The sequence below is a fragment of the Micromonospora sp. NPDC003197 genome, assembly GCF_053590565.1.
Map to the genome: position 1 here is coordinate 139,411 of NZ_JBSFTE010000016.1, position 22,155 is coordinate 161,565.

Genomic DNA, 22,155 nt, shown 5'->3' on the forward strand with positions numbered 1-22,155 from the left:
GTAGCCCGAACGGTTGGCGACATCCCCGGGGACCTTGGTGATCTGAACGCTATGGGCGCTACAACGGGCTCGTAGCGCCCATAGCGTTCAGATCACCTTTGTCGGCAGCTGTGTGCGGGACCATGATCGGTCTCGTACCGTGCCATCCCGAGACGTGCCGAGCCCCGGCGTTGCGCTGGTGATGGCCCACTCGGGTTTCGGTGAGGTATCAGGACGCCTCGTGCAGGCCTGCGCCGTTGAGGTAGGTGAGAACGGCGCGGACGCGGCGATGGCCGCTGTCGGTGACGGCGAGGCCGAGCTTGTTGAAAATGTTGCCGATGTGCTTGTGCACGGCGTTGTCGGTGATGAACAGCCGGTCAGCGATGGTGTTGTTGTCGTGTCCCTGTGCCATCAGCGCGAGTACCTCGCGTTCGCGGGGGGTGAGGACCGCGATCGGGTCCCTGCGATGGGCGAGGAGTTGGGCGATGACATCCGTGTCCATGGCGGTGCCACCGGCGGCCACGCGGCGCAGCGCGTCGACGAACTCGTCCACCCGGCTGACGCGGTCCTTGAGGAGGTAGCCGACGCCGCCGCCGGTGGTGGAGAGTAGCTCGGCGGCGTACTGCTGCTCGACGTACTGCGACAGGACCAGGACCGGTAGGCCGGGGTGTTCTCGCCGGGCCTGCAGGGCTGCTCGGATGCCCTCGTCGCGAAACGACGGCGGTAGCCGGACGTCGACGATGGTGACGTCGGGCCGATGGTCCCGTACGGCGGTGAGGAAGCCCGCCGCATCCTCAGCGATGGCGGCGACTTGGCAGCCTACGCGGTTGAGCAGCAGTTCCAGCCCGGTGGACAGCAGCACGTTGTCTTCGGCGATCACTACCCGCACGGCAACTCCATGGTGATGATCGTCGGCCCGCCGGCCGGGCTGTCGACGTCGACGGTGCCGTCGAGTGCGAGCACCCGGCGACGGATCCCGGCCAACCCGGTGCCTCGCCGATGGTCGGCGCCGCCAACGCCATTGTCCGTGATCACCACCGACAGCCGGTCCGCCGTACGGCTCAGCTGAGCCGATGCCGCAGTCGCGCGGCTGTGCCGGGCTACGTTGGTCAGTGCCTCGGCGACGGCGAAGTAGACGACGGCCTCCACGGCCGCCGGTACCCGTCCGATGTCGCCGATGTCCAGTCGGGTCGGCACCCCGCAGCGGGCAGTCACTGCGGTCAGGGCGCCGGTGAGGCCCCGGTCGGCGAGAATCGGCGGATAGACCGTACGGATCACATCCCGTAGTTCGGTCATCGCCTCTTCGGTTCCTTCGTGTGCATCCCGAAGAAGTCCTTCCAGGAACTGCTCGTTTCGCGGATTGTCGGATAGCGCTTGCCGGGCCACGGCCAGCCGCATGGCGATGGCCACCATCCGGGCCTGGGTGCCGTCGTGCAGATCGCGCTCGATCCGGCGCAGCTCCGCACCGTGTGCGTCGAGTACCTCCGCCCGGGTGCGGGTCAACACGGCGACCCGGTCGGTGAGCTGCTCAGCTGCTGAGGGCGACAGCACCGCCAGGCAGATCCGGGCGTGGGCGCGAGCCATCGGCGGAAGGAGAAGGTATGCCAGTGCGGTGAGGAGAAGGATCTGTAGCGGACCGAGGGTGAGGGCGCCAGCCCAGTCGGTTACCGGGATGTCGATGAACAGCCGTGGCCGATCCTCCGGATCGAACGCCCACCACAACGGCGTGGCGACCGCAGCGGGCAGCAGGTTGCCCACGCACAGCAGCGTGGCGAGGCCGAGCGTCACGCCGGTTGCCGCGTTCACCGGTAGCCATAGCAGGTTTCGGCGGGTGGCCGGATCGGTCCAGGCCTGGCGTGCCGTGGCGGGCGGGGCAGGACGTGGTGCGATGGGCTCGCCGAGTAGCCGTCCGGCACGGTTGCGGTGCCGGTCCGCCCACGACCAGGCAAGCTTGGGATGGCACAACAGCGGCAGCGCGAGCACCGTGACAATCCCGGTGCCCAGCGACCCCAGCAGGTAGACCGCGCCGCGCCAGGCCTGTGACCACCGCCGACCCGACGTCATAGCGCGACTCTTTGCGTACCCGTTGCGGTGTTGCCCTTCACGTGGCCCTTCACGTGGCCCTCTACATGTCCCGACACGAGATCAAGTCTGCGATATGGCCAAACTTCGGGCACTACAGCCAGCTGTACCACATATCCGGTGGTACGAGGTATTGGTCCACGTCGCTGCGGTTTCTAACTTCAATGGCATGAGATTGAACAGCAGAAACCTATCGAGACGGCGGGTCGCGCTGGGTGCGGCGGCGGGACTTGTCGCCCTCACGTTCGCGATTACCGCGCTTGACCCAGCAGACGGATCGGTGACCGGTTCCGGCCACGTTGGTGCCCGGTTGCAGCGGGACACCGACGCGATTCATGCCCTCGGGGTGACCGGCGTTCAAGCTCGGGTGACCACCTCGAACGGCCGGCAACTCGTCGCCACCAGCGGTGTCGCCGATCGTGGCACCGGGCGCCCCGTACCACCCAACGGACGCCTCCGGATCGCGAGTACCCGCAAGGCGTTCGAAGCGACCGTCATCCTGCAACTGGTCGAGGAACACAGACTGTCGCTCGACGACACCGTTGAGCGGTGGCTACCTGGGATGATCCGCGGCCACGGCAACGACGGCCGTCGGATTACCGTGCGTCACCTGCTGCAGAACACCAGTGGTATCCACGACGACCTGCCCGGCTACACCACGCCCGAGGAGTATCTCCAGCAGCGATACGAGGTGTATACCCGCGAGCAACTCGTGGCGCGGGCGATGAGCCACCGGCCGGACTTCGAACCTGGAGAGGGCTGGGCGTACTCCAACACCGGTTTCGTCCTGGCCGGCATGATCATCGAGCGGGTTACCGGCCGGTCGTTGCAACAGGAGATCACCGACCGGATCGTCGGTCCGCTCGGGCTGGACCACACCACCTGGCCGGGGACCTCGCCGCTCCTACCCCAGCCGCACGCTCGGGCGTACCAACGGTTCGAGACGGGTGAGCTGGTGGACGTCACCGAGCAGGTTCTGGTGGATCCGGACTCGATCGTCTCCAGCACCCGGGACCTTGACCGGTTCTTCCGTGCCTTGCTGGACGGCCGGCTGCTACGCCCCGCGCAACTGGCCGAGATGAAGCGAACGGTCGAGATCAACGAGGACATTAGTGTGATCTGGCCGGGCGGCCTCTACGGGCTCGGCCTGGTCAGCCGCCCGCTGCCTTGTGGCGGCATCTACTGGGGCCACGACGGTGGCGACGGTGGTTACATCACGGTCACCGGCGTTACCGACGACGGCCGGCGCAGTGCGGTGGTGTCCATGTCTGCCTCGCTCAGCGATTCGATGGAGAGCCAACTCCAGCAGCAACGCGGTGCCGACACGCTGATCCAGAACGCTCTGTGCAGTCAGGCGTAACCGAACCGCACCACAACTCGTGAACGAAAGTCCTGACCGGCGATGGCAACGCCGGTCAGGGCAGTTCCGGAGAAGGAGCCCGGCAGCAGCCCATCCGCCAATCATGGACCGGTGACCCCCTGCTGGCACTCTCCGCTTTGGGCCGGTCCTGCTGGCGGGCTTTCGGGCGTGCTCGGGCGGGGACAGGGCGAAACGGGTGGTGCGGTTTGTTCGATGGCCGGTACGGTCCTGGCCACGATCAGCCAAGGTAGCGAGGGCAGCATGAGTGACGACGACGGGACGAGGGTGCTGTGGCGGCCGACCGGACCTAAGGAGCTGGAACTCGTACGTGAATCAGGCTGGCGGCATTGGCCACCTCGCCTGCCGGATCAGCCGATTTTCTATCCGGTCCTCAACGAGGACTACGCGATCATGATTGCCCGGGACTGGAACGTCCCCGCCTCCGGTGTCGGTTACGTAACCCGGTTCCGCGTCGAGTCGGAGTTCCTGCGCCGCTACCCCGTACGGCAGGCCGGCGGCAAGACCATCCTTGAGCTGTGGGTGCCCGCTGCGGAGTTAACCGAGTTCAACAGGCACATCGTCGGGCTGATCGAGGTGGTACGCGAGTTTCGGTGAGCACCGTGGCAGAGCATCCGCGGGACCCCTAGCACACCAACCCGCAATGACAGAAGATGTCTTTCGGCACGATCCTTGTCCGCCAAGTTTCTGATAAGGACCGACCGGGCGGAACCCGGTTGCGAAAGATGCGGTTCGCCCCTCTGGATGGCACTCTTCGGCGACGGCCAGTCAAGTGCCAGGGCAGCGATGCGCAAGGCATGGCCGCCCTGTCGGAGTAAACGCGTAGCCATCGCTAGGAGGAGCGTCAATGTTTGGGGAGCCACGCCCCCTGCTCCGCTTAGCGATGGATGTCGCTGGCGTACCTGTCTGCGGCGTATTTGCCTCCATAGTGGAGGGAAACCCGTCCGCAGGATACCACTTCAGGTGTCTGTCATCTGCCGGGCTCGGGCATCGGGCTGCTCGTGGCTGGCCAGTCGCGGCGCGCCGAGCAGGACCGCAGGGTGTCGGCCGTGGCTAGACCCGGCCGTATCCGCGCGTTGTCCAGCGCTGCCTTCAAGCTGTTTCGCGGTGCCGATGAGCCGGCTGAACAATCGCGGGTCGACTGGGACGATCAACCAACCAGCGAAATTATCATGATTAGTGAGGGATCAATGTCTGAGTCGAGCTTGTCGCAGGTTGTCATGAACGCGGTCAAGAGCTTCCGCAGCTCGGTCCCCGAGTGTGTTGCCGCTGGAGTCGTCGACATGTCGACCGGCATGCTCCTGTCGGTCGACACGACGGACAACCACCCGCAGGAAGTGCTGGATCTGCTCGCGGCGGCTACCTTCGACATCTTCCAGGGTCGAAACGTCACGATGATCGAGGACATCTTCAAGGCCCGGCGGGGCGTCAGCGGTGGTGGCCACTACTTCCAGGAAATCCTGGTGAACAGCCAGAATCTGACCCACCTCTTCATTCGCAGCGCGGTCAGCCCCAACATCGTCGCCGTGGTTGTCTGCCGGCGCGCGGTCAACATCGGCATGATGTTCGCCCAGGCGCGAATGGTGATGCGACAGATGGAATCCGAGGGCGTGTGACCGCTCTGGCACGGGCTGCCATGGGGGTTGAGATAGTCCACGAGGCCACGGGCTGAGCTGGGTCGACGGCGAGCATCCCGGTGCCTGTGCGTCGCCGCTGTGGGGCGACGGGTAGCTCGAAAGGCGTACACACATGTCCGGGCGCTTTGCTCTCCTCCACCAGGCCATGCAGATTCTCGGGGCGCGTTCGGTCACGGTGTTCTCGGTCTCGTCCGGATCCGAGGTCTGGTCGAAGACCGGGACCACGGTGGCGATCGACGCTGGCTTGGTGGCTGTCATGGCCGGCATGGTTGCGGCAGCCCGCCGTCTGGCGACGGTCGCCGACCCAGATGGTCCGCTGGACGAGGTAGTCGCGCTGGATGAGGTCTGGTTTCATGTGCTGTACCCCCTCGACAGCCAGGAGACCGGGTCGCAGGTCGCATACCTGCTGCTCGAACGGAACGTGGCGAATCTCGCGGCGGCCCGCCGTGAGTTCCGGACCTTGGTCCAGGCGGTGCCGGCAACGCAGGACAGTTCAGCGCCGTCGAGCGAGGCAGCGACAACAGAAGCAGCGACAACAGAAGCAGCAACAACAGAAGCAGCAGGAACAGAGGCGGCGACAACACCGGTCGCGGTATCCAAGGCCGCCGAGCGTCCCGCCTTCCCGCGGCGGGTAGCGACGGTCCCGATCGAGCCGGGAGCATTGCCTGAGGACGGAACGTTCGGCGAACACACCCGGTGGTTGAACCAGGCAGCGGGCCCGTTCGTGTCAGATGAGCGGACGCTCCGCCGACTGCTGGAAGCCTTGCGCCAGCTGTAGTGGACGTAACTGAAGGTTCGATCGTCCCGTCGAGGCGGGCATGCACAGGGAAGTGGCGTGTATCTGGACGACGAGAGCGGCAGAGCCATACAGGCGGAGTTGGCCGCACTACGTGACCACGTGGCGGGTGTGCTCGGCTGCGTACTCGCCGGGGTCGACGGTCTCCTCATCCTCAACGATGCCGGCCCAGGTATCGAGCCGCACGACATCGCGGCGATGGCTGCGGCCACCGTCGGCCTCAGTCGGCAGTTCAGCCGGGCACTGGACCAGGGGGTGTTTCAGGAGTGCACCGTCCGGAGCACGCAGGGACACTTCGCCGTGTACAGCGTCGGTGAGTGGGCGGTGCTCGCCGTACGGGCCACCGAAGGATTGAACATCGCGCGGCTGCACCTGGAGGCGCGGGCCATGGCCGCGAGGATCGCCAGGACCCTGGAGACCACCCAGTGGTACGGCCAGAGCTAGCCGCACCTGCCGTACCGTTCGGCCCTCGTCACCAACCCCACTTGGAGCGCATCGGTCGGGCGGTCAGCGACTTCGGGGTGCCGTACTCGGTGATCTCGGCCCGAACCCGGGTGACAAGCTGGTCGGCGCTGTCGCCGTCCGCTGCCTGACCTCGGTATTCGGGACCGTCTCCCACCGGGTACGCCACGACCGTCCATGGTCGACCGAACCATGCCCGGCCGATCAGGGTGAACGGGGTGAGTAACAGGTTCAGCATCAGGTGGATCAGATATGCCACAACGAATGGCAGTGACAGAGCCACCACCAGCATCCCGACTATCATGATGGCGCCGCTGAGGTGCAGGCCAACCTCCATCAACCGGAATCCCCAGGGTTGTTTCGGGGCCCAGGGCAGCCAGCGTCTTCCCACTCGCCACCGGCGTCCGTCCCGGCTGGTCAGTCGCGCCATCGGTCAGCCCCGAGTGAACACGGTGAGATCACCGCTGAAGATCTCGTACATGCTGTGCAGGTTCGCCACCATCATCTCGACGGAGGAGGCGAACGTCTTCGTCTGAAGCTCGATCATCCGGATGGTGTCTCCGATCAGATCGACCACGGCGAGCACCAGCTGGAGCAGGCTCCATGCCGCCTTCCCGAGGTTGTCGGTGGTGGCCAGGGTCGTGATGGCCTTCTTGATCCGCGCTGTGTAGAAGTTCAGCGCCAACAGAAAGCTGTTGATGATGTATTCGTAGGCGTTCGCGATCCATTCGTACGTCTGCTGATACGCCCTGAAGACGTTCGCGAGCGCCCCGAAGCCCCGAATCAAGCGGTCCCGCATGTGGTAGTCGAAAGCCGTCGACGCGCTGCCGGCGTCGCCGGTCCAGTGTGCGGAGAGCAGGTCCATGCCGTGCTCGAGGTTGTCCGCGACCTGCTCGGCACCTCGCTCCAACTCACCCATGGCCTCGGCTATGCGACGCAGCGTCCCCCATTCGCCGAGCACGAGGGGCAGCGCCTTTGCCAGCAGGTCGTATCCGGTGACCCACTTGACCCCGTCGTTGATGTGGCCGAGCAGGCTGTACACCGATTCCCTGGCGGTTTCGGCGTCGCGGCGTTCGGCCGGTACGACCAGCCGCACGGCCGCGCCAGCGGAGAAGCCGTTGCTCATCACCACGACATCCTGTTCGCGGTGGTCCGCCGGCAGGTTCCAGGTGCGGCCGGCGGTCCACAACCGGTCGGCTGCCGCGGTGTCGGCCCGGTCGTAGTTGTCGGCGGTCAGCCGCAGGTCGTGCGCGGTCGACCAAAGGGCTCGGTCGGCACCACGGAGGAACGTCAGCAGCGCTTCCGAACTGCTCTCGACTGCCCAGCGGGCCGGGGTCAGTAGGCCGGTCAGGCCGGTGGTGTCGGCGCAGTACTGCGCGCAGTAGGTCCGCATGCTCGCCACCGCTCCACCGCGGTTCTGCTCGAGCTGGTCGGCGTATCCACGCAGGTGGCCGGTCTTGACGATCAGCGTCATCGGCCCGACCGTCCCGCCGCCTGGTCCGACGATGCCGCCCCGGGCGGCGATGGCTGGTCCGCTGGTGTCGGTCCGGGCAGGGCGGCCTGGATCGCGGCCTCTGCCTGCTCGTCCGTCATGTCCTCGGTGACCATCTCGAACGCGCGCCGTACCGCAGCCAATCGATCCGACAGCCAGATGTGGGCGGATCGTATGTCGGGATCCTCGCTGTCGCCGCGAGCGACGTCGACCCAGTCGAGGTCGCCGTCTTCGATCCGCGCCTGCACCCGAAGGTAGGCAGGCGGCGCGCCATCGGGTACGTCTGGTGCGGTATCACCGCCGGCACGCCGGGCAGCCTCCCGTTCTGCCGCCTCGCGAGCCTCGAACTCCTCAATTCTGGTCAGCACCCCGGTGCGCCACTGTCCGAGCTGACTTTCCATTGCCGCCATTTCGGCTCGCTGGCGCTGGACGTACTCGTCCCAGGCCGTGCCCGCTTCCCCCATGCCGGAGGATGTTTGCAGCGCTCGTCGGGACGTGCAACCCCTGTCGATCATTTGAGTTTCGGCTGTCGGATTTGTTACTCGCGGCCGTAATAGGCTTTTGGCATGCGGATAGGCATCGTGATTCTGGCGGACCAGCGGTGGACCGAGGCACAGCGCCGGTGGCGTCAGGTCGAGGAGTGGGGATTCGACCACGCCTGGACGTACGACCATCTCGGCTGGCGGGACCTGGTCGATGGTCCCTGGTTCGACTCGATGCCGACGCTCACAGCCGCCGCCATGGTTACTTCACGGATCAAACTCGGCACGCTGGTTGCCTCACCGAACTTCCGGCACCCGGTCTCCTTCGCCCGGCAGGTGACCACGCTCGACGACGTCTCCAACGGCCGGGTGCTGCTCGGGATCGGGGTCGGTGGACTCGGCTTCGATGCCGCCGTACTCGGGGCGGAGCCGCTGACTCCTCGGCAACGGGTCGACCGGCTCGCCGAGTTCACGGAACTGCTCGATCGGATCCTGTGCGATGACCGGGTCACCTGGCGCGGTGACTACTACGCCGCCGTCGATGCCCGAAGTAATCCCGGCTGTGTGCAGCAGCCCCGAGTGCCCTTCGTGATGGCGGCCAACGGGCAGCGTTCGATGCGGCTGGCCGCCCGGTTCGGGCAGGGCTGGGTGACCATCGGCGACACCTGTGACGACATCGAGGAGTGGTGGCGGTCGGTGGCTCGGCTGTCGGAGCAGATGGACCGGACCCTGGACACGGCCGGACGCGACCCGGCCAGCCTCGACCGCTATCTGTCCCTGGACTCGGCACCGGTCTTCTCACTCTCCAGCGCGTCGTACTTCGCGGACGCGGTCGGCCGGGCCGCCGACCTCGGCTTCACCGACGTGATCACCCATTGGCCCCGCGAGTCGAGCTGGTACGCGGGGGACGAGGCGGTGCTGCAAGAAGTAGCGACGACCCTGCTACCGCAGTTGCGTACCGCCAGTGGCGACTGAGTTGGGTGGCAAGGCCACCGTGCAACCTCAGAGGTCCGCGCCCGTGAGCAGGGCGCGCACCCGCAGCTCGGCCGCGAGTCCGGTGGGGCAGTCGGCGATCACGGCGGCGGTGCCGATCGGCTCGGCGGACCGGGCGGTGATCACCTGGTAGAGCGCGCGGAGTTGGGCACCGGTGGCCACCCAGTCGTCCACCAGCAGTACTCGGTCGCCGGGGCGCAGGTGCCGGTCGCGTACGCCGAGGGTGAGGGTTCGACCCCGGTAGTCCGCTGTCGTGGTGGCCCAGGTGGTCGGTTCGGCGATCAGCCGGCTATCGGGACGTTCCTTGTATGCGGGCACAAGACCGACGCCGAGCGCGGTCGCCACCAGCGGGCCGAGCATCAGCCCGGTCACCTCGGGGCTGACCACGACGGTGGGTTGGTCGGCCCGGAACAGGTCGGCCAGGGCTGGACCGAGTCGGGCCAGGATCGTCGGGTCTCGCCACCAGCCGGAGACGTCGCTGACCAGGTGGCTCGCCGCCGGCCCGGGGTCGACCCAGCGGAAGTGTTCTACCAGGAGTTTCCTCAACTCGTCGGGCACCTGACCATGGTGCGGCACCCGGGCCCTTCCGACCCAGCACGGGTCGGATGATCGGCTACACGTTTCACCGCAAATACGGGCAAATCAGATTGATCACGTTGACCTTCGAAGTGCTTCTCTGGCTAGCGTCCGCACGGTCTCCTAGTCGATCGAAGGGCCAGTTCAGTGGCGGGCAAGCACTTCCGGGTACGGGCATTCAGGTCGCGCGTCGGCGTCGGCGTCGTCGTCGGTGCGGCGGTGGGCGTGGCGGTCGTCGCCGGTGGCACGGTGGGCGCGGTCCAGCTCACCTCCGGCGGGACGGACGGAACATCGGTGCCGACGGCCGCGACGGCGTACCCGTCGTTGGTGCCGAGCGCCTCCGGCGAGCCGTCGCAGAGCCCGTCGGCCACCCCTACCGGTGAGCCGACCACGGCCAGCCCCACGGCGACCAGGTCGCCCGAGCGGGCATCGCGCAAGACCCGGGCCGCCACGCCGAGCGCCACCGCCAGCCGGAGTGCGGCGGGAAGCAAGGTGGTCGGCAGCGGCACCTGCGGCGCGTCCTTCTACGCCGAGGGGCAGATGACCGCCAACGGGGAGACCTTCGACCCCGAGGCGTTGACCGCCGCCCACAAGACCCTGGCCTTCAACACCAAGGTACGGGTGACCAACCCCGCCAACGGCAAGTCCGTCGTGGTGCGTATCAACGACCGGGGCCCGTACATCGACGGTCGGTGCATCGACCTGTCCCGGGCGGCATTTCGGACGATTGCCTCCCTCGATCTCGGTGAGGTCAACGTCAAGTACGAGATCCTCGGGTAACTGTCCGACCGCATGTCCCGTGACCGTTCGGCGGGTGCCCGATGGCCGATGCGCCAGGTGGACAGAACCGCATCGGACGAGGGGTCAACTTCATTCAATCGCCGCGCTCAATCATGCATGCTGTTCGGCGTACCCATGCAACTTTTGTCGTCGGGCCGCCGCCCGCTGAGCCCTGGATCCCGCGCCGGTCTCGGCGCGGCCCTTGTGCTGCTCGCGTTCGTGTCCGCAGTGGAACTTGCCGACGGTGGTGGCGCGAACTACCTGGGGCTGATGGCGGCGGCACCCTTCCTGGTGGCCACGTTCGCACCGTGGCGGATCGTGCTGGGGATCGGGGCGGTGGCCACCGGGCTTGCGGCCACCTTCGCGCTGAGCAGCGAGGAGATCACGCTGGCCATGGCGGTCAACGTGGTGGGGATCGCCCTGGCCATGGCCATCGCCGCTGCGGTGGCGATGATCCGGCAGCGGCAGGCCGAGCGGATCGCGGAGTTGTCCAAGCTTGCCTCGGTGGCCCAGCAGGCGGTACTGCGTCCGCTCGGTCCACAGGTGGGTGCGTTGGCGGTAGCCGGACACTATATTTCCTCCACCGCTGCCGCGGACATCGGCGGTGATCTCTACGAGGCGATCGACACCCCGTACGGCACCCGGCTGATCATCGGCGACGTACGTGGCAAGGGGTTGGACGCGGTACGGCTGGCCAGCATCGTGTTGGGCTCCTATCGGCATGTCGCCTATGAGCGGGCCGACCTGCGGGCCATCGTCGCGGACCTGGACCGGGCGGTGGCCCGAAGCGTCGGTGACGAGGACTTCGTCACCGCAGCCCTGGTCGAGGAGCGGGGTGGCACCCTGACGATCGTCAACTGCGGCCATCCGGCACCGCTACTGCTGCGCCGGGGCAAGGTGATCCCGCTGGAGCCGCCGGCTCCGGCACCGCCGCTGGGGTTCATGCCGGTCGTCTCGCCGCGCGTGGAGCGGCTCGAACCGGGCGACCGACTGCTGCTGTTCACCGACGGGCTCGGTGAGGCCCGCCGGGATGGCGAGTTCTTCCCGACCGCCGATCGGGCCTGGCAGCTGTTGGGGCACGGTACGGTCGCCGACGGGTTGGCTTCCCTGGAGACCGCCCTGGTCGAGTGGGTGCAGGGGCAGCTCGACGACGACATCGCCCTGGTGCTGATGGAGTACTCCGGTCCGCAGGCGATCACCACTGCGGCGGTGCCAAGTTGGGAGGTCGGCGCGGCCGACGTTTGAGGCTGGGATGTGGGTGCCGGTGGCCAGCTGTCCGCGACCCGTCAGCAGTAGTTTCGCCGGACGGCTTGTCGCTGCTTACCGGTGAGTAATATAGTTCGGAGTTACTGATCGGTAACTGGTGCGTGGAAGCGGGGCCGGCGAGCATGACCCACTACAAGAGCAACCTTCGGGATATCGAGTTCAACCTCTTCGAGGTCTTCGGTGTGGACCGTGCGTTGGGGCAGGAGCCGTACACCGAGCTGGACAGCGACACGGCCCGGAGCATCCTTGCCGAGATGGACCGGCTCGCCCGCGAGGACCTGGCGGCCAGCTACGTCGAGGGCGACCGCAACCCGCCGAAGTTCGACCCGGAGACCCACTCGGCGCCGCTGCCCGAGTCGTTCAAGAAGTCGTACCAGGCGTTCATGGACTCCGAGTTCTGGCGGCTGGACCTGCCGGCCGAGCTGGGCGGCACCAACGCTCCGCGCGCCTTCTGGTGGTCGCTGGCCGAGCTGGTGCTCGGCTCCAACGCCCCGATCTGGATGTACGCCTCCGGCCCGTCCTTCGCGCGCACCCTGAGCGTGGAGGGCACCGAGCGGCAGAAGCGCTGGGCCGAACTCTTCGTGGAGAAGCAGTGGGGCTCCTCGATGGTGCTGACCGAGCCGGACGCCGGTTCCGACGTCGGCGCCGGTCGTACCAGGGCCATCCCGCAGCCGGACGGTTCGTGGCACATCGAGGGCGTGAAGCGCTTCATCACCTCGGGTGAGCACGACCTCAGTGACAACATCATTCACTACGTCCTCGCTCGTCCCGTCGGCGTCGAGGGGGTTGGTGGCCCGGGCACCAAGGGCCTGTCCCTCTTCGTCGTTCCGAAGTTCCACTTCGACGAGGAGACCGGCGAGCTGCTCGACCGCAACGGCGTCTACGCCACCAACGTCGAGCACAAGATGGGCCTGAAGGTCTCCAACACCTGCGAGCTGACCTTCGGCGAGCACGGCGTACCGGCCAAGGGCTGGCTGCTGGGTGACGTACACGAGGGCATCCGGCAGATGTTCCTGATCATCGAGTACGCCCGGATGCTGGTCGGTACCAAGGCCATCGCCACGCTCTCCACCGGTTACCTGAACGCCCTGGAGTACGCGAAGAACCGGGTGCAGGGCGCCGACATGCTCCAGACGGACAAGTCGGCTCCCCGGGTCACCATCACCCACCACCCGGACGTACGCCGGTCGCTGATGCTGCAGAAGTCGTACGCCGAGGGTCTGCGGGCGCTGGTCTGCTACACCGCCTCCTGGCAGGACAAGGCGCACCTGGCCGAGGCCGCCGGGGACGAGAAGGCCGCCAAGATCGCCAAGAAGGTCAACGACCTGCTGCTGCCGCTGGTCAAGGGCGTCGGTTCGGAGCGGGCCTACGAGCTGCTCGGTCACGAGGCCCTGCAGACGTTCGGCGGCTCCGGTTTCCTCCAGGACTACCCGCTTGAGCAGTACGTCCGGGATGCGAAGATCGACACCCTTTACGAGGGTACGACCGCGATCCAGAGCCTCGACCTCTTCTTCCGGAAGATCGTCAAGGATGGCGGTAAGGCCCTGATGTCGGTGGCCGCCGAGATCCAGGCGTTCGTCGAGTCGGAGGCCGGCAACGGGCAGCTCAAGGAGGAGCGGCAGGCGCTGGGCAAGGCGCTGGTCGAGGTGCAGACCATTCTCGGCACCATGACCACCTGGCTCGGTGAGGTGCAGGGCGGCGAGCCGCGGGCGCTCTACAAGGTGGGCCTGGCCAGCCGTCGGCTGCTGCTCGCCGTCGGTGACCTGGTCGTCGCCTGGCTGCTCCAGCGTCAGGCCGAGATCGCGCTGACCGCTCTGGCCGGCGAGGTTTCGGACGCGGACAAGTCGTTCTACGCCGGAAAGGTGGCCGCGGCCCGGTTCTTCGCCCACGAGGTGCTGCCGCGTATCGGTTCCGACCGCCGGATCATCCAGTCGACCAGCCTCGACGTGATGGACCTGCCGGAAGACGCCTTCTGACCGATCCGAGAAAACGGTACGTCAGGGGTTTGCTTCTCTGACCAAAGGAAATCCCCCGAATGCGCGGCGGCCGCGAGCAGTTGCTCGACGGCCGCCGCGCTATTCTTGAGGGAGGAGTAGTTCGCCCGATTTGTAATAGGAAGCCCAGAAGCCATCGCACAGGGGGAGTGCAGCGCACATGGGCATCGGTAGCGGTATCTTCCTTATCACAATAGGCGCGATCCTGACATTTGCCATCAGAGCGAACGTCTGGTGGATTGACCTACGCGCAGTGGGCTGGGTGTTCATCCTGGCTGGGCTGGCCGTACTCTTGACGACCTTCTGGTTCTGGCAGGACCGGCGACGGCGTGCTCGTACATTGATCGTCGAAGAGAACCGGTTGTCCCATCCCACGGCGATGATGCCACCACCACCGGATCCGCCCCCACCGAACGCGCCACCGAGCTGACCATGGCCGGTGGAACGTGTTGACGACGGTTCGGCGAGACGTGCCGACGATCAACCCGCAGAACAGAACGATCAGCGGAAGTCGGCGACGTGGTCGCGGGCCCATTCGGCGAAGGTGCGAGCAGGTCGACCTGTGGCCTGCTCCGCCGTCGTCGGTGGGGTGGTGGTCTGCTCCGCCGTTGTCGTTGGCTCGGACGTCGAAGCGTCGAACTCGGCGATCGACTCCGGATCCGTCTCCGAACCCGAATAGTCCTCGAAGCCGAGGAGGAAGTCGGCGTTGTCCGAGGCGAAACCGCCCTGCTGTAGATACTGCTCCCGGGCCTCCGCCGGCGTGACCACCTCGAAGCGGATCTCCCGTCCGAGTGCGGCGGCGATGGCCCGGACCTGGTCGCGGTGGGTGATCATGTCCGGCCCGTTCAACGTGTACGCCCTGCCGGTGTGACCCTCCGCCAGCAGCGCGAGGGTGGCGACGTCGGCGATGTCCCGTTCGTGCACCGGACACCAGCCGAGGTCGGGATTGGGGTCCCGAACCACTCCTTCAGCCCGGATGCTCGGCCCCCACAGCCACAGCTTGTTGAGCATGAACTCGCCGGGGCGTACGTGCGTCCACTCCAACCCGGACGCCTCCACCGCCCGCTCCACGGGCAGATGGAAATCGGCGTCGTACCCGTCGGTAACGGCGCCGGACGAGAGCACGACGATGCGTCGTACGCCGGCCTTTTCCGCTCGGGCGACCACCTCCCGTGCGGTCGCGGCCAGCGGAAACAGGTACATACGTTCCACACCGGCCAACGCGGCGGTCAGGGTCTCCGGTTGGGCCAGATCTCCACGTACCACCTCCACCCCGTCGGGGAAGGCCGCCGTTGCGGGAGTACGGGTCAGCGCCCGTACCTGTGCGCCGGCGGCGACGAGTTGCCCGACCACCAACCGGCCAACGTTGCCCGTAGCGCCGGTCACCAGAATCGTCACGTGACTTCCCCCGTCCATTGTTGCCGCTTCTGAAGGAAGTCGATTCTGGCCCGGCCAAGTCAGGTTGGCAAATGCGAACAACGTGTTCGCATTTCCTTGGTGAGCTGCGGAAACGTCGCCGATTTCGGGTCTCGAAATTATTTGGGGGCGGGGTATTTTCGCCCGTTCCGAAAAAGGGTTCAGGCGTGCGCGGTGAACCGGTCCGTGACCGGTGCCTCGCCCGGGTCGACGCTCGCCCAGTCGCCGGTCACCTGGTGCACCGCCATGTCGCTCGTACCCAGACCCCCGGAGATCGGATGGGTGGGATCCAGCAGGTACGACAACTGGGAGATGCTCGGGTTGTGCCCGATCAGTAGCACCACGCTCCGCGAGAGGTCCAGGTCGCGAAGCAGGTCGAGCAGCTCCTCGGCACCGTGCTGGTAGACGGCGGCGTCGTAGTGGACCACCGGCGCGTTCGGGGACGTCAGCGGATCACTGAGCCTGCTCGGCCGCTCAGCCAACTCGGTCAGGCCCAGCGCGACGCCGTGCCAGGTCTGGCGGGTGCGTTGAGCCGGGGAGCAGATGACCGTGTCCGGCCGGTAGTCGTGTTCGGCCAGCCATTGCCCGGCGGCTGCCGCATCGGCGGCACCGAGGGCGGTGAGCGGCCGGTCGAAGTCCGGCAGGCCCGGTGACTGTCCGGCCTGAGCGTGGCGAAGTAGGACGATGCGCCGTTCGGTCATCCGCCCAGCTTGCCTGATTGGCGGCGGAACCACGTGGGTAAGTCGATGAATGCCGCAACCTCACAGGTGGCAAGCGGCGGGTAGCGAATGCCAGCTGATAGCCAAGGAGGCAGCAAAGTGGGCATTGGTGGAAGCATCTTCCTTATCGCCCTGGGCGCGATCTTCGCGTTCGCGGTCGAGTTCGAGCTGGGCTGGCTCGACATCAGCGTCGTCGGCTGGGTGCTGATGATCGCCGGTGTGGTCGGTCTCATCATGACCAGCTGGTTCTGGAACCGGCGTCGCACCGTCGTCACCGCCCCCGTGGCAGAGCGTCGGGTCGTACCCAGCCAGGATGCCCGGGTCGTCGAGGAGTACCGCGAGGTGCGCCGTCCCGGCCAGCCGCGTTGACGGCACCGCGAATTCTTCAGCCCGGTCAGGCTCTACAGCACATGGATGGGGTGAACGCCCAGGCGTCCACCCCATCCATGTCGTGAGTCGCGATCACTCACCCCACCTGTGCGTGCAGGCGAAGCGTTCAGGCGAAGAGGGCGAAGTAGATGGCGATGTGGTGGCAGATCGCGGCCACCAGGGTGCAGGCGTGGAAGAACTCGTGGTGGCCGAAGACGGTGGGCCAGGGGTTGGGTCGGCGTAGCGCGTAGAAGACGGCACCGACGCTGTAGACCGCTCCGCCGACGATCAACAGGACCAGCGCGGTGACGCCACCCTCGCGCAGGATGTCCGGCAGGATCGCGACCGCCACCCAGCCGAGAGCCAGATAGAGCGGCGCGGAAACCCAGCGCGGTACGTGCGGCCAGACGAGCTTCAGCGCAACGCCGGCCAGGGCACCGCCCCAGACCACTGAGAGCATGATCGCCGCGCTCCGGTTGGAGAGCAGCAGCAGGCAGAACGGGGTGTACGTACCGGCGATGAATATGAAGATCATCGAATGGTCGAGTCTTCGCATCACCTGGTAGCCGCGCTCGGACCAGACCCGCCGGTGATAGAGGGCGCTGGTGCCGAACAGGCCACAGACGGTGAGGCTGTAGATAGCGCAACTGATCAGCGGAGCCCAGCCGGGTCGGGCAGCGGCGAGTGAGCAGAGCACGATGCCGCAGACGGCTGCGACGAAGAAGGCGTAGGCGTGCAGCCAGCCGCGCATCCGTGGCTTACCGATGTCGACCGGCTTCATCCGTAACGGGGCCGAGGTGGTCACGCCACTAGGTTACGGCACCGTAGGTTACTTCTGAGTAGTGGAACGCGTCACGTGTCCCGAGTCGGGATCACCGGCCAGGCTCCGGCAGCCAGGGTGTGCAGCACGAGCGCGCCGATGTTCCACGCATCGTCGGCACCGTTGTGATGGCGACCCTCCAACGGAAGATCGACATGCCGAAGCGCCCCGGCCATCCCCATTTTCCGCTGGAGGCCGTACGCCTGCGCGAACACGGCCTTGGCGTTGATGTGCCGGACGCCGAACGGGTACGGCACCTGAGTGGCCGCGCACTGGCGTTGGAACTGCAACCGGTCGTAGTCGCCCCAACTCGCCCAGACCCGGGGACCGGCCTGATGCTGCTTGGCCAAGAGCGTGCACGCCTCCGCAAAGCTCACGCCCGCGTCGACCTCTGCCTGGGTGAGGCCGGTGAGTTCCGTACAGAACGCGCTCACCCGCGACCGCGCCGGTCGGACCAGAATCCGGTCGCGGGCCACCCGCCGCCGGTCAACCAGATCGACCACGCAGAGTCCGATTTCGATGATCTCGTTGGTCTGGTCCCGTGGTGACGGGCCCCGCCAGCAGGTCGCCTCGACGTCCACGACGTTGAGAAACCGGTCGGCCTCCAATGGATGTGACATGCCGGGGAGCCTATGGACCGGCCGGTGGTCCAGCATTCGGTTTTACCTCCGCCGACGATCCTGTCGCTTGGACGCCTGGGCTGACGTGGGTCTTGGCCGTCGGGCAGGATGCTGAGCCATGCGGGTACGGCGGGTGGGAGAGCACGGATTGCTCCTCGACTGCACCGACGCAGGCCAGGTCGAGGCGTGGCGAGCCGAACTCTGGCGGCGACGCGCCGCTGGCGAACTGGCGGCCGTCGAGATCGTCCCGGCAGCACGAACGGTGCTGCTCGACGGGGTGCCCGATCCCGCCGCGACAGCCGAGCTGATCGCCCGCTGGCTGCCGAAACCGGTCGCCGACAGCACTACCGGAAACGGACCCGAGGTGACGATCCCCACCGTCTACGACGGGGAGGACCTGCCCGAAGTCGCCGCGCTGTGGGACGTCACCGTCGAGGCGGCGGTCGAGCGGTTGACCAGCACCGAATTTCGGGTGGCGTTCTGCGGCTTCGCCCCCGGATTCGCCTACCTGACCGGGCTACCCGAACAATGGGCGGTGCCCCGACTGGCCACCCCGCGTACGACGGTGCCGGCCGGGTCGGTCGCGCTCGCCGGGGCGTACACCGGGATCTATCCGAACGCCTCACCGGGCGGTTGGCGACTGGTCGGTCGTACCGAGGTCACGCTCTTCGACGTACACCGTGACCCGCCGGCGCGGCTCGTACCCGGCACGCGGGTCCGGCTGGTGCGGGCATCGTGATCGAAGTTGTCCGGGCCGGGGCCCTCACCACCGTCCAGGACCTCGGCCGGCCCGGATACGCGTACCTCGGGGTGCCCCACTCGGGCGCGCTGGACATCCCGGCGTTACGGCTGGCCAACCGGCTGGTCGGCAACCCGGAACAGGGTGCCGGGCTGGAAACCACGCTAACCGGCTGCACGATCCGGCTGACCGTCGCCGGGACGGTCGCGGTGACCGGAGCCGACGCCCTGGTACGGGCCGCCGGGCGGCCAGCCGACCCGGGGCGGCCGTTGGCCGTACCGGCGGGTGGACTGGTCGAGGTCGGGCCGGCCCGGACCGGGGTGCGGTCGTACCTGGCCGTCGCCGGAGGCATCACCGTCGAGCCGGTGCTCGGCAGTCGCTCCACCGACACCCTCTCCGGGCTCGGCCCGGCACCGCTGCGCGACGGCGACACCCTGCCGACCGGCCCGGTCACCAGCGCCCCCGCCCCGGTCGACTTCGTGCCCTGGCCAGCCCCGTCCACCGTGGTCGACCTGCTGATCCGCCTCGGCCCCCGGGACGACTGGTTCACCGACGAGGCCATCGACCAACTGCTCGGTACGGCGTACACGGTCACTCCGGTGAGCAACCGGGTCGGTGCGCGGCTGGCCGGCGCGGCCCTGCCCCGCGCGAAGGCCGGCGAACTGCCCAGCGAAGGGCTCGTGCTCGGGGCGGTACAGGTACCCGCCGACGGGCAGCCGCTGATCTTCCTCGCCGACCATCCCACCACCGGCGGCTACCCGGTGATCGCCGTGGTCACCGACGTGGCGCGGCTGGCCCAGGCCCGCCCGGGTACTACCGTGCGATTTCATGGACCTCAACGCTGACCTCGGTGAAGGCTTCGGCATCTGGCGGCTCGGTGACGACGAGGCACTACTCGACCTGATCACCTCGGCCAACGTCGCCTGCGGCTTCCACGCCGGGGACGCCAGCACCATGCGCCGGATCTGCGCGGCGGCCGCCGAACGCGGGGTCGCCATCGGAGCCCAGGTCGGCTACCGCGACCTCGCCGGATTCGGCCGGCGGCGGATCGAGTACGCCTTCGACGAGCTGCGCGACGAGATCGTCTACCAGATCGGGGCGCTGGACGCCTTCTGCCGGCTCGCCGGAACCTCGGTGCGGTACGTCAAGCCACACGGCGCGCTCTACAACACCGCTGCCCGGGACGAATCCCAGGCGGCGGCAGTGGTGGCCGCGGTGGCCGGCTACAACCCGGGGCTGCCGGTGCTCTGCCAGCCCGGATCGGTGCTCGCCCAGCTGGCCACCGGGGCCGGACTGCGGGCCGTCGCCGAAGGGTTCGCCGACCGGGGCTACCAGGCCAACGGTGCGCTGGTGCCGCGTACCGCCCCGGGCGCGCTGGTCATCGATCCGGATCAGGCAGCCGATCGGGCGGTACTGATGGCCGTCGAGCAGCGGGTCGTGGCGGTGGACGGCACCTCCGTACCGGCCCCGGTGGAGTCGATCTGCCTGCACGGGGACACCCCGGGTGCGGTGACGGCCGCCAGTCGGGTCCGCGCCGCCCTCAACCGCGCTGCGGTGAACCTGGCTTCGTTCGTGGCTTAGATGGTGTGGGAGTTGGGTGTTGGGTGTTAGGGGTTTGGTGTTAGGGGTTTGGTGTTAGGGGTTTGGTGTTAGGAAGGGCCCCTTCCTATACAAAAAACGATAGGAAGGGGCCCTTCCTAACACCACAGCAGATCAGGTGTCGAGGCCGCGCAGGATCAGCGGGAGGCGGTTCGGGCCGTCGGGCGTGATGCGTACCGGCACTCCCCAGTCCTGCCGGGTCAGGTGGCAGGCCGCGTGCTCCTCGTCGGCGTCACAGGTCGCCGCCTGGGCGGTCACCTGAAGCACGCCACTGGCCACCTCGGGGTTGACGACCAGCCGACGGGACAGGTCGGTGGTGATCCCGAGGCCGTCGAGCAGCAGCTCCGGTGGGGACGCCGACACCTCCAGCCGAGTCGACGGCCCGAACGTCTCGTCCATTTTCTGGCCGGGCGGCGGCGTGAAGACGATGTCCAGGGTCACCTCACCGGGGGCGAGGTCGGTCGGCGGACGTTCCGCCCGGTGCCGGTCACCCGCCACCGTCGTTGCCCCGGCTGCGGAAAGCGCACCCGGCGCCAGCCGGGTCAGCCGGTGCGCCGCCGACTCGACCACCAACACCACGTCGTCAGCGGCCAGCACGACGTCACTCGGCTCGGCCAGGTCACCGGCGACGGTGGCGACGACCCCGGCTGCCGGGTCGTAACGGCGGACCGCCCCGTTGTACGTGTCGGCCACCAGCACCGAGCCGTCGGGCAGCGCGCACACCCCCAGCGGATGCTGGAACAACGCCTGGTCGGCGGGCCCGTCGACGTGACCGAAGTCGAACAGGCCCTGCCCCACCGCCGTGTGCATCGCACCGTCTTCGACGTACCGCAGGGCGCTGGTCTCGCTGTCGGCGATCCACAGGCGGGAGCCGTCCGCCGAGACGGCCAGCCCGGACGGCTGGGCCATCCACACGTCGGGCAGCGGCCCGTCGCGCAGCGCCTCGACCGTGGTGCCTGCGTAGATTCCGGCGGTCCGCTTTACCGGGTCGAACCACCAGAGCTGGTGGATGCCGGCCATCGCGATGATGACCTTGTTGTCGTACCAGGCGAGGTCCCAGGGGGAGGAGAGGTCGATGGAGAGCGCGTCGTGCGCGTGGTCGTCGACCGTCGAGCGCCACTGGCGGCCGGTGCCGGCGACCGTGGTCACCTCACCGGTCGCCAGGTTGACCCCACGCAGCAGGTGGTTGACGGTGTCGGCGACGACCAGGTCGTAACCGGCGATCCCGGCGGTGTGCTCGGGCAGCCGACACATCCCCTGTGGCTCGGAGAAGCTCGCCTGGTCGGCCGCGCCGTCGGCCCGTCCGCGCTCGCCGGAGCCGATTCGCCGCAGGGCGGTCTCCCCGTCGGGGGCCAGTTCGACCAGCGAGTGCCGGGCCGAGTCGGAGACCAGCAGGTTCCCGCCGTCGAGCGCCACGGCCTTGCCGGGGAAGCGCAGGCTGGTCGTCGGTTCGGCCGGCGGGACGTACGGGCCGACGCCCCGGTGCAGGGTGCCCTTGGCCTCGTGTACCTCGATCAGCTCGTCGAGGAGTCGACCGATCCCCTCCACGTGCCCCTCACCAGCCATGGTGGCGACGACGTAGCCTTCCGGGTCGATCACCGACAGGGTCGGCCAGGCCCGGGCCGCGTACTGCTGCCAGGTCTTCAGCTCTGGATCGTCCAGCACGGGGTGCGACACGCCGTACCGCTCGACGGCGGCGACCACGGCATCCGGGTCCCGTTCGTGTTCGAATTTGGGCGAGTGCACGCCGATGACGACGAGTACGTCGCCGTACTTCTCCTCCAACGGACGCAACTCGTCGAGTACGTGCAGACAGTTGACGCAGCAGAAGGTCCAGAAGTCGAGGATCACGAAGCGTCCTCGGAGATCTGCCAGTTTGAGGTCCTGCCCGCCGGTGTTCAGCCACGCGCGGCCCTGGAACTCGGGTGCGCGTACCCGTGGTGATGCGTCCATGCG

25 protein-coding genes are annotated in these 22,155 nt (G+C 67.6%); 14 read left to right on the plus strand and 11 right to left on the minus strand.

The window, feature by feature from the left end:
• Window positions 1–208: 208 nt before the first annotated feature.
• Both ACWDV4_RS19405 and ACWDV4_RS19410 read right to left on the minus strand, forming a co-directional pair.
• A complete protein-coding gene (locus tag ACWDV4_RS19405; RefSeq protein WP_449980711.1) occupies window positions 209–868 on the minus strand; it encodes a LuxR C-terminal-related transcriptional regulator in 660 nt (219 codons plus the stop codon).
• On the minus strand, window positions 859–2,043 hold the full coding sequence (locus ACWDV4_RS19410) for a sensor domain-containing protein (protein WP_449980714.1): 1,185 nt from the start codon (window positions 2,041–2,043) through the stop codon (window positions 859–861). The genes ACWDV4_RS19405 and ACWDV4_RS19410 overlap by 10 nt, the downstream gene beginning before the upstream one ends.
• Window positions 2,044–2,341: 298 nt before the next feature.
• Between ACWDV4_RS19410 and ACWDV4_RS19415 the strand changes: the two genes are divergently transcribed.
• The 5 genes from ACWDV4_RS19415 (at window position 2,342) to ACWDV4_RS19435 (ending at window position 6,316) form a co-directional block, all read left to right on the plus strand.
• Window positions 2,342–3,421: a serine hydrolase domain-containing protein gene (locus ACWDV4_RS19415; RefSeq protein WP_449980716.1), complete on the plus strand. Its 1,080-nt coding sequence runs from the start codon at window positions 2,342–2,344 to the stop codon at window positions 3,419–3,421.
• Window positions 3,422–3,682: 261 nt separating this feature from the next.
• Complete coding sequence (locus tag ACWDV4_RS19420; RefSeq protein ID WP_449980795.1) at window positions 3,683–4,036, plus strand: hypothetical protein; 354 nt, start codon at window positions 3,683–3,685, stop codon at window positions 4,034–4,036.
• A 404-nt stretch (window positions 4,037–4,440) separates the two neighbouring features.
• Window positions 4,441–5,055 carry a hypothetical protein gene (locus ACWDV4_RS19425; protein ID WP_449980719.1) on the plus strand — a complete coding sequence of 205 codons (615 nt, stop codon included), beginning with the start codon at window positions 4,441–4,443 and terminating at the stop codon, window positions 5,053–5,055.
• Window positions 5,056–5,302: 247 nt separating this feature from the next.
• Window positions 5,303–5,854: a hypothetical protein gene (locus tag ACWDV4_RS19430; RefSeq protein WP_449980722.1), complete on the plus strand. Its 552-nt coding sequence runs from the start codon at window positions 5,303–5,305 to the stop codon at window positions 5,852–5,854.
• 57 nt (window positions 5,855–5,911) lie between these two features.
• Window positions 5,912–6,316, plus strand: a complete 405-nt coding sequence (locus tag ACWDV4_RS19435; protein WP_449980725.1) for a roadblock/LC7 domain-containing protein — start codon at window positions 5,912–5,914, stop codon at window positions 6,314–6,316.
• Between the two features lie 28 nt (window positions 6,317–6,344).
• On the opposite strand, the gene ACWDV4_RS19440 is transcribed toward ACWDV4_RS19435, so the two are convergent.
• The 3 genes from ACWDV4_RS19440 to ACWDV4_RS19450 form a co-directional block, all read right to left on the minus strand.
• Window positions 6,345–6,626 (minus strand): hypothetical protein, encoded by a 282-nt coding sequence (locus tag ACWDV4_RS19440; RefSeq protein ID WP_449980728.1) that lies wholly within the window; start codon window positions 6,624–6,626, stop codon window positions 6,345–6,347.
• A 141-nt stretch (window positions 6,627–6,767) separates the two neighbouring features.
• Window positions 6,768–7,808, minus strand: a complete 1,041-nt coding sequence (locus ACWDV4_RS19445) for a type VII secretion target (RefSeq protein ID WP_449980730.1) — start codon at window positions 7,806–7,808, stop codon at window positions 6,768–6,770.
• Window positions 7,805–8,290: a hypothetical protein gene (locus ACWDV4_RS19450; RefSeq protein ID WP_449980733.1), complete on the minus strand. Its 486-nt coding sequence runs from the start codon at window positions 8,288–8,290 to the stop codon at window positions 7,805–7,807. The genes ACWDV4_RS19445 and ACWDV4_RS19450 overlap by 4 nt, the downstream gene beginning before the upstream one ends.
• Before the next feature lie 102 nt (window positions 8,291–8,392).
• Here ACWDV4_RS19450 and ACWDV4_RS19455 point away from each other — a divergent pair, with 102 nt between their 5' ends.
• A complete protein-coding gene (locus tag ACWDV4_RS19455) occupies window positions 8,393–9,283 on the plus strand; it encodes an LLM class flavin-dependent oxidoreductase (protein ID WP_449980734.1) in 891 nt (296 codons plus the stop codon).
• 27 nt (window positions 9,284–9,310) lie between these two features.
• Here ACWDV4_RS19455 and ACWDV4_RS19460 read toward each other — a convergent pair whose 3' ends face one another.
• Complete coding sequence (locus tag ACWDV4_RS19460) at window positions 9,311–9,859, minus strand: phosphoribosyltransferase family protein (protein ID WP_449980736.1); 549 nt, start codon at window positions 9,857–9,859, stop codon at window positions 9,311–9,313.
• A 165-nt stretch (window positions 9,860–10,024) separates the two neighbouring features.
• Here ACWDV4_RS19460 and ACWDV4_RS19465 point away from each other — a divergent pair, with 165 nt between their 5' ends.
• The 4 genes from ACWDV4_RS19465 (at window position 10,025) to ACWDV4_RS19480 (ending at window position 14,347) form a co-directional block, all read left to right on the plus strand.
• Window positions 10,025–10,657 (plus strand): septal ring lytic transglycosylase RlpA family protein, encoded by a 633-nt coding sequence (locus ACWDV4_RS19465; RefSeq protein ID WP_449980739.1) that lies wholly within the window; start codon window positions 10,025–10,027, stop codon window positions 10,655–10,657.
• A 117-nt stretch (window positions 10,658–10,774) separates the two neighbouring features.
• A complete protein-coding gene (locus ACWDV4_RS19470; protein WP_449980741.1) occupies window positions 10,775–11,902 on the plus strand; it encodes a PP2C family protein-serine/threonine phosphatase in 1,128 nt (375 codons plus the stop codon).
• 143 nt (window positions 11,903–12,045) lie between these two features.
• On the plus strand, window positions 12,046–13,899 hold the full coding sequence (locus ACWDV4_RS19475) for an acyl-CoA dehydrogenase (protein ID WP_449980743.1): 1,854 nt from the start codon (window positions 12,046–12,048) through the stop codon (window positions 13,897–13,899).
• Between the two features lie 178 nt (window positions 13,900–14,077).
• Entirely contained in the window at window positions 14,078–14,347 is a 270-nt protein-coding gene (locus ACWDV4_RS19480; RefSeq protein WP_184535203.1) for a DUF6458 family protein, read from the plus strand.
• A gap of 71 nt (window positions 14,348–14,418) precedes the next feature.
• On the opposite strand, the gene ACWDV4_RS19485 is transcribed toward ACWDV4_RS19480, so the two are convergent.
• Window positions 14,419–15,315 (minus strand): SDR family oxidoreductase, encoded by an 897-nt coding sequence (locus tag ACWDV4_RS19485; RefSeq protein ID WP_449980746.1) that lies wholly within the window; start codon window positions 15,313–15,315, stop codon window positions 14,419–14,421.
• A 179-nt stretch (window positions 15,316–15,494) separates the two neighbouring features.
• Complete coding sequence (locus tag ACWDV4_RS19490; protein ID WP_449980749.1) at window positions 15,495–16,034, minus strand: SixA phosphatase family protein; 540 nt, start codon at window positions 16,032–16,034, stop codon at window positions 15,495–15,497.
• Window positions 16,035–16,151: 117 nt separating this feature from the next.
• On the opposite strand from ACWDV4_RS19490, the gene ACWDV4_RS19495 reads away from it, so the two are divergent.
• Window positions 16,152–16,421 (plus strand): DUF6458 family protein, encoded by a 270-nt coding sequence (locus ACWDV4_RS19495; protein WP_449980752.1) that lies wholly within the window; start codon window positions 16,152–16,154, stop codon window positions 16,419–16,421.
• Between the two features lie 127 nt (window positions 16,422–16,548).
• On the opposite strand, the gene trhA is transcribed toward ACWDV4_RS19495, so the two are convergent.
• Both trhA and ACWDV4_RS19505 read right to left on the minus strand, forming a co-directional pair.
• A complete protein-coding gene (trhA, locus tag ACWDV4_RS19500) occupies window positions 16,549–17,226 on the minus strand; it encodes a PAQR family membrane homeostasis protein TrhA (protein WP_449980754.1) in 678 nt (225 codons plus the stop codon).
• 47 nt (window positions 17,227–17,273) lie between these two features.
• Window positions 17,274–17,861, minus strand: a complete 588-nt coding sequence (locus tag ACWDV4_RS19505; protein ID WP_449980756.1) for an exonuclease domain-containing protein — start codon at window positions 17,859–17,861, stop codon at window positions 17,274–17,276.
• A gap of 118 nt (window positions 17,862–17,979) precedes the next feature.
• Here ACWDV4_RS19505 and ACWDV4_RS19510 point away from each other — a divergent pair, with 118 nt between their 5' ends.
• From ACWDV4_RS19510 to ACWDV4_RS19520, 3 genes are read left to right on the plus strand one after another with little or no spacing between them, the layout of a single operon-like run.
• Window positions 17,980–18,600, plus strand: a complete 621-nt coding sequence (locus ACWDV4_RS19510) for a 5-oxoprolinase subunit B family protein (protein ID WP_449980758.1) — start codon at window positions 17,980–17,982, stop codon at window positions 18,598–18,600.
• On the plus strand, window positions 18,594–19,445 hold the full coding sequence (locus ACWDV4_RS19515; RefSeq protein WP_449980797.1) for a 5-oxoprolinase subunit C family protein: 852 nt from the start codon (window positions 18,594–18,596) through the stop codon (window positions 19,443–19,445). The genes ACWDV4_RS19510 and ACWDV4_RS19515 overlap by 7 nt, the downstream gene beginning before the upstream one ends.
• Window positions 19,429–20,181: a LamB/YcsF family protein gene (locus ACWDV4_RS19520; RefSeq protein ID WP_449980759.1), complete on the plus strand. Its 753-nt coding sequence runs from the start codon at window positions 19,429–19,431 to the stop codon at window positions 20,179–20,181. Before ACWDV4_RS19515 ends, ACWDV4_RS19520 begins: the two co-directional genes overlap by 17 nt.
• A 132-nt stretch (window positions 20,182–20,313) precedes the next feature.
• On the opposite strand, the gene ACWDV4_RS19525 is transcribed toward ACWDV4_RS19520, so the two are convergent.
• Entirely contained in the window at window positions 20,314–22,152 is a 1,839-nt protein-coding gene (locus tag ACWDV4_RS19525) for an NHL domain-containing thioredoxin family protein (protein ID WP_449980761.1), read from the minus strand.
• Window positions 22,153–22,155 lie beyond the last annotated feature (3 nt).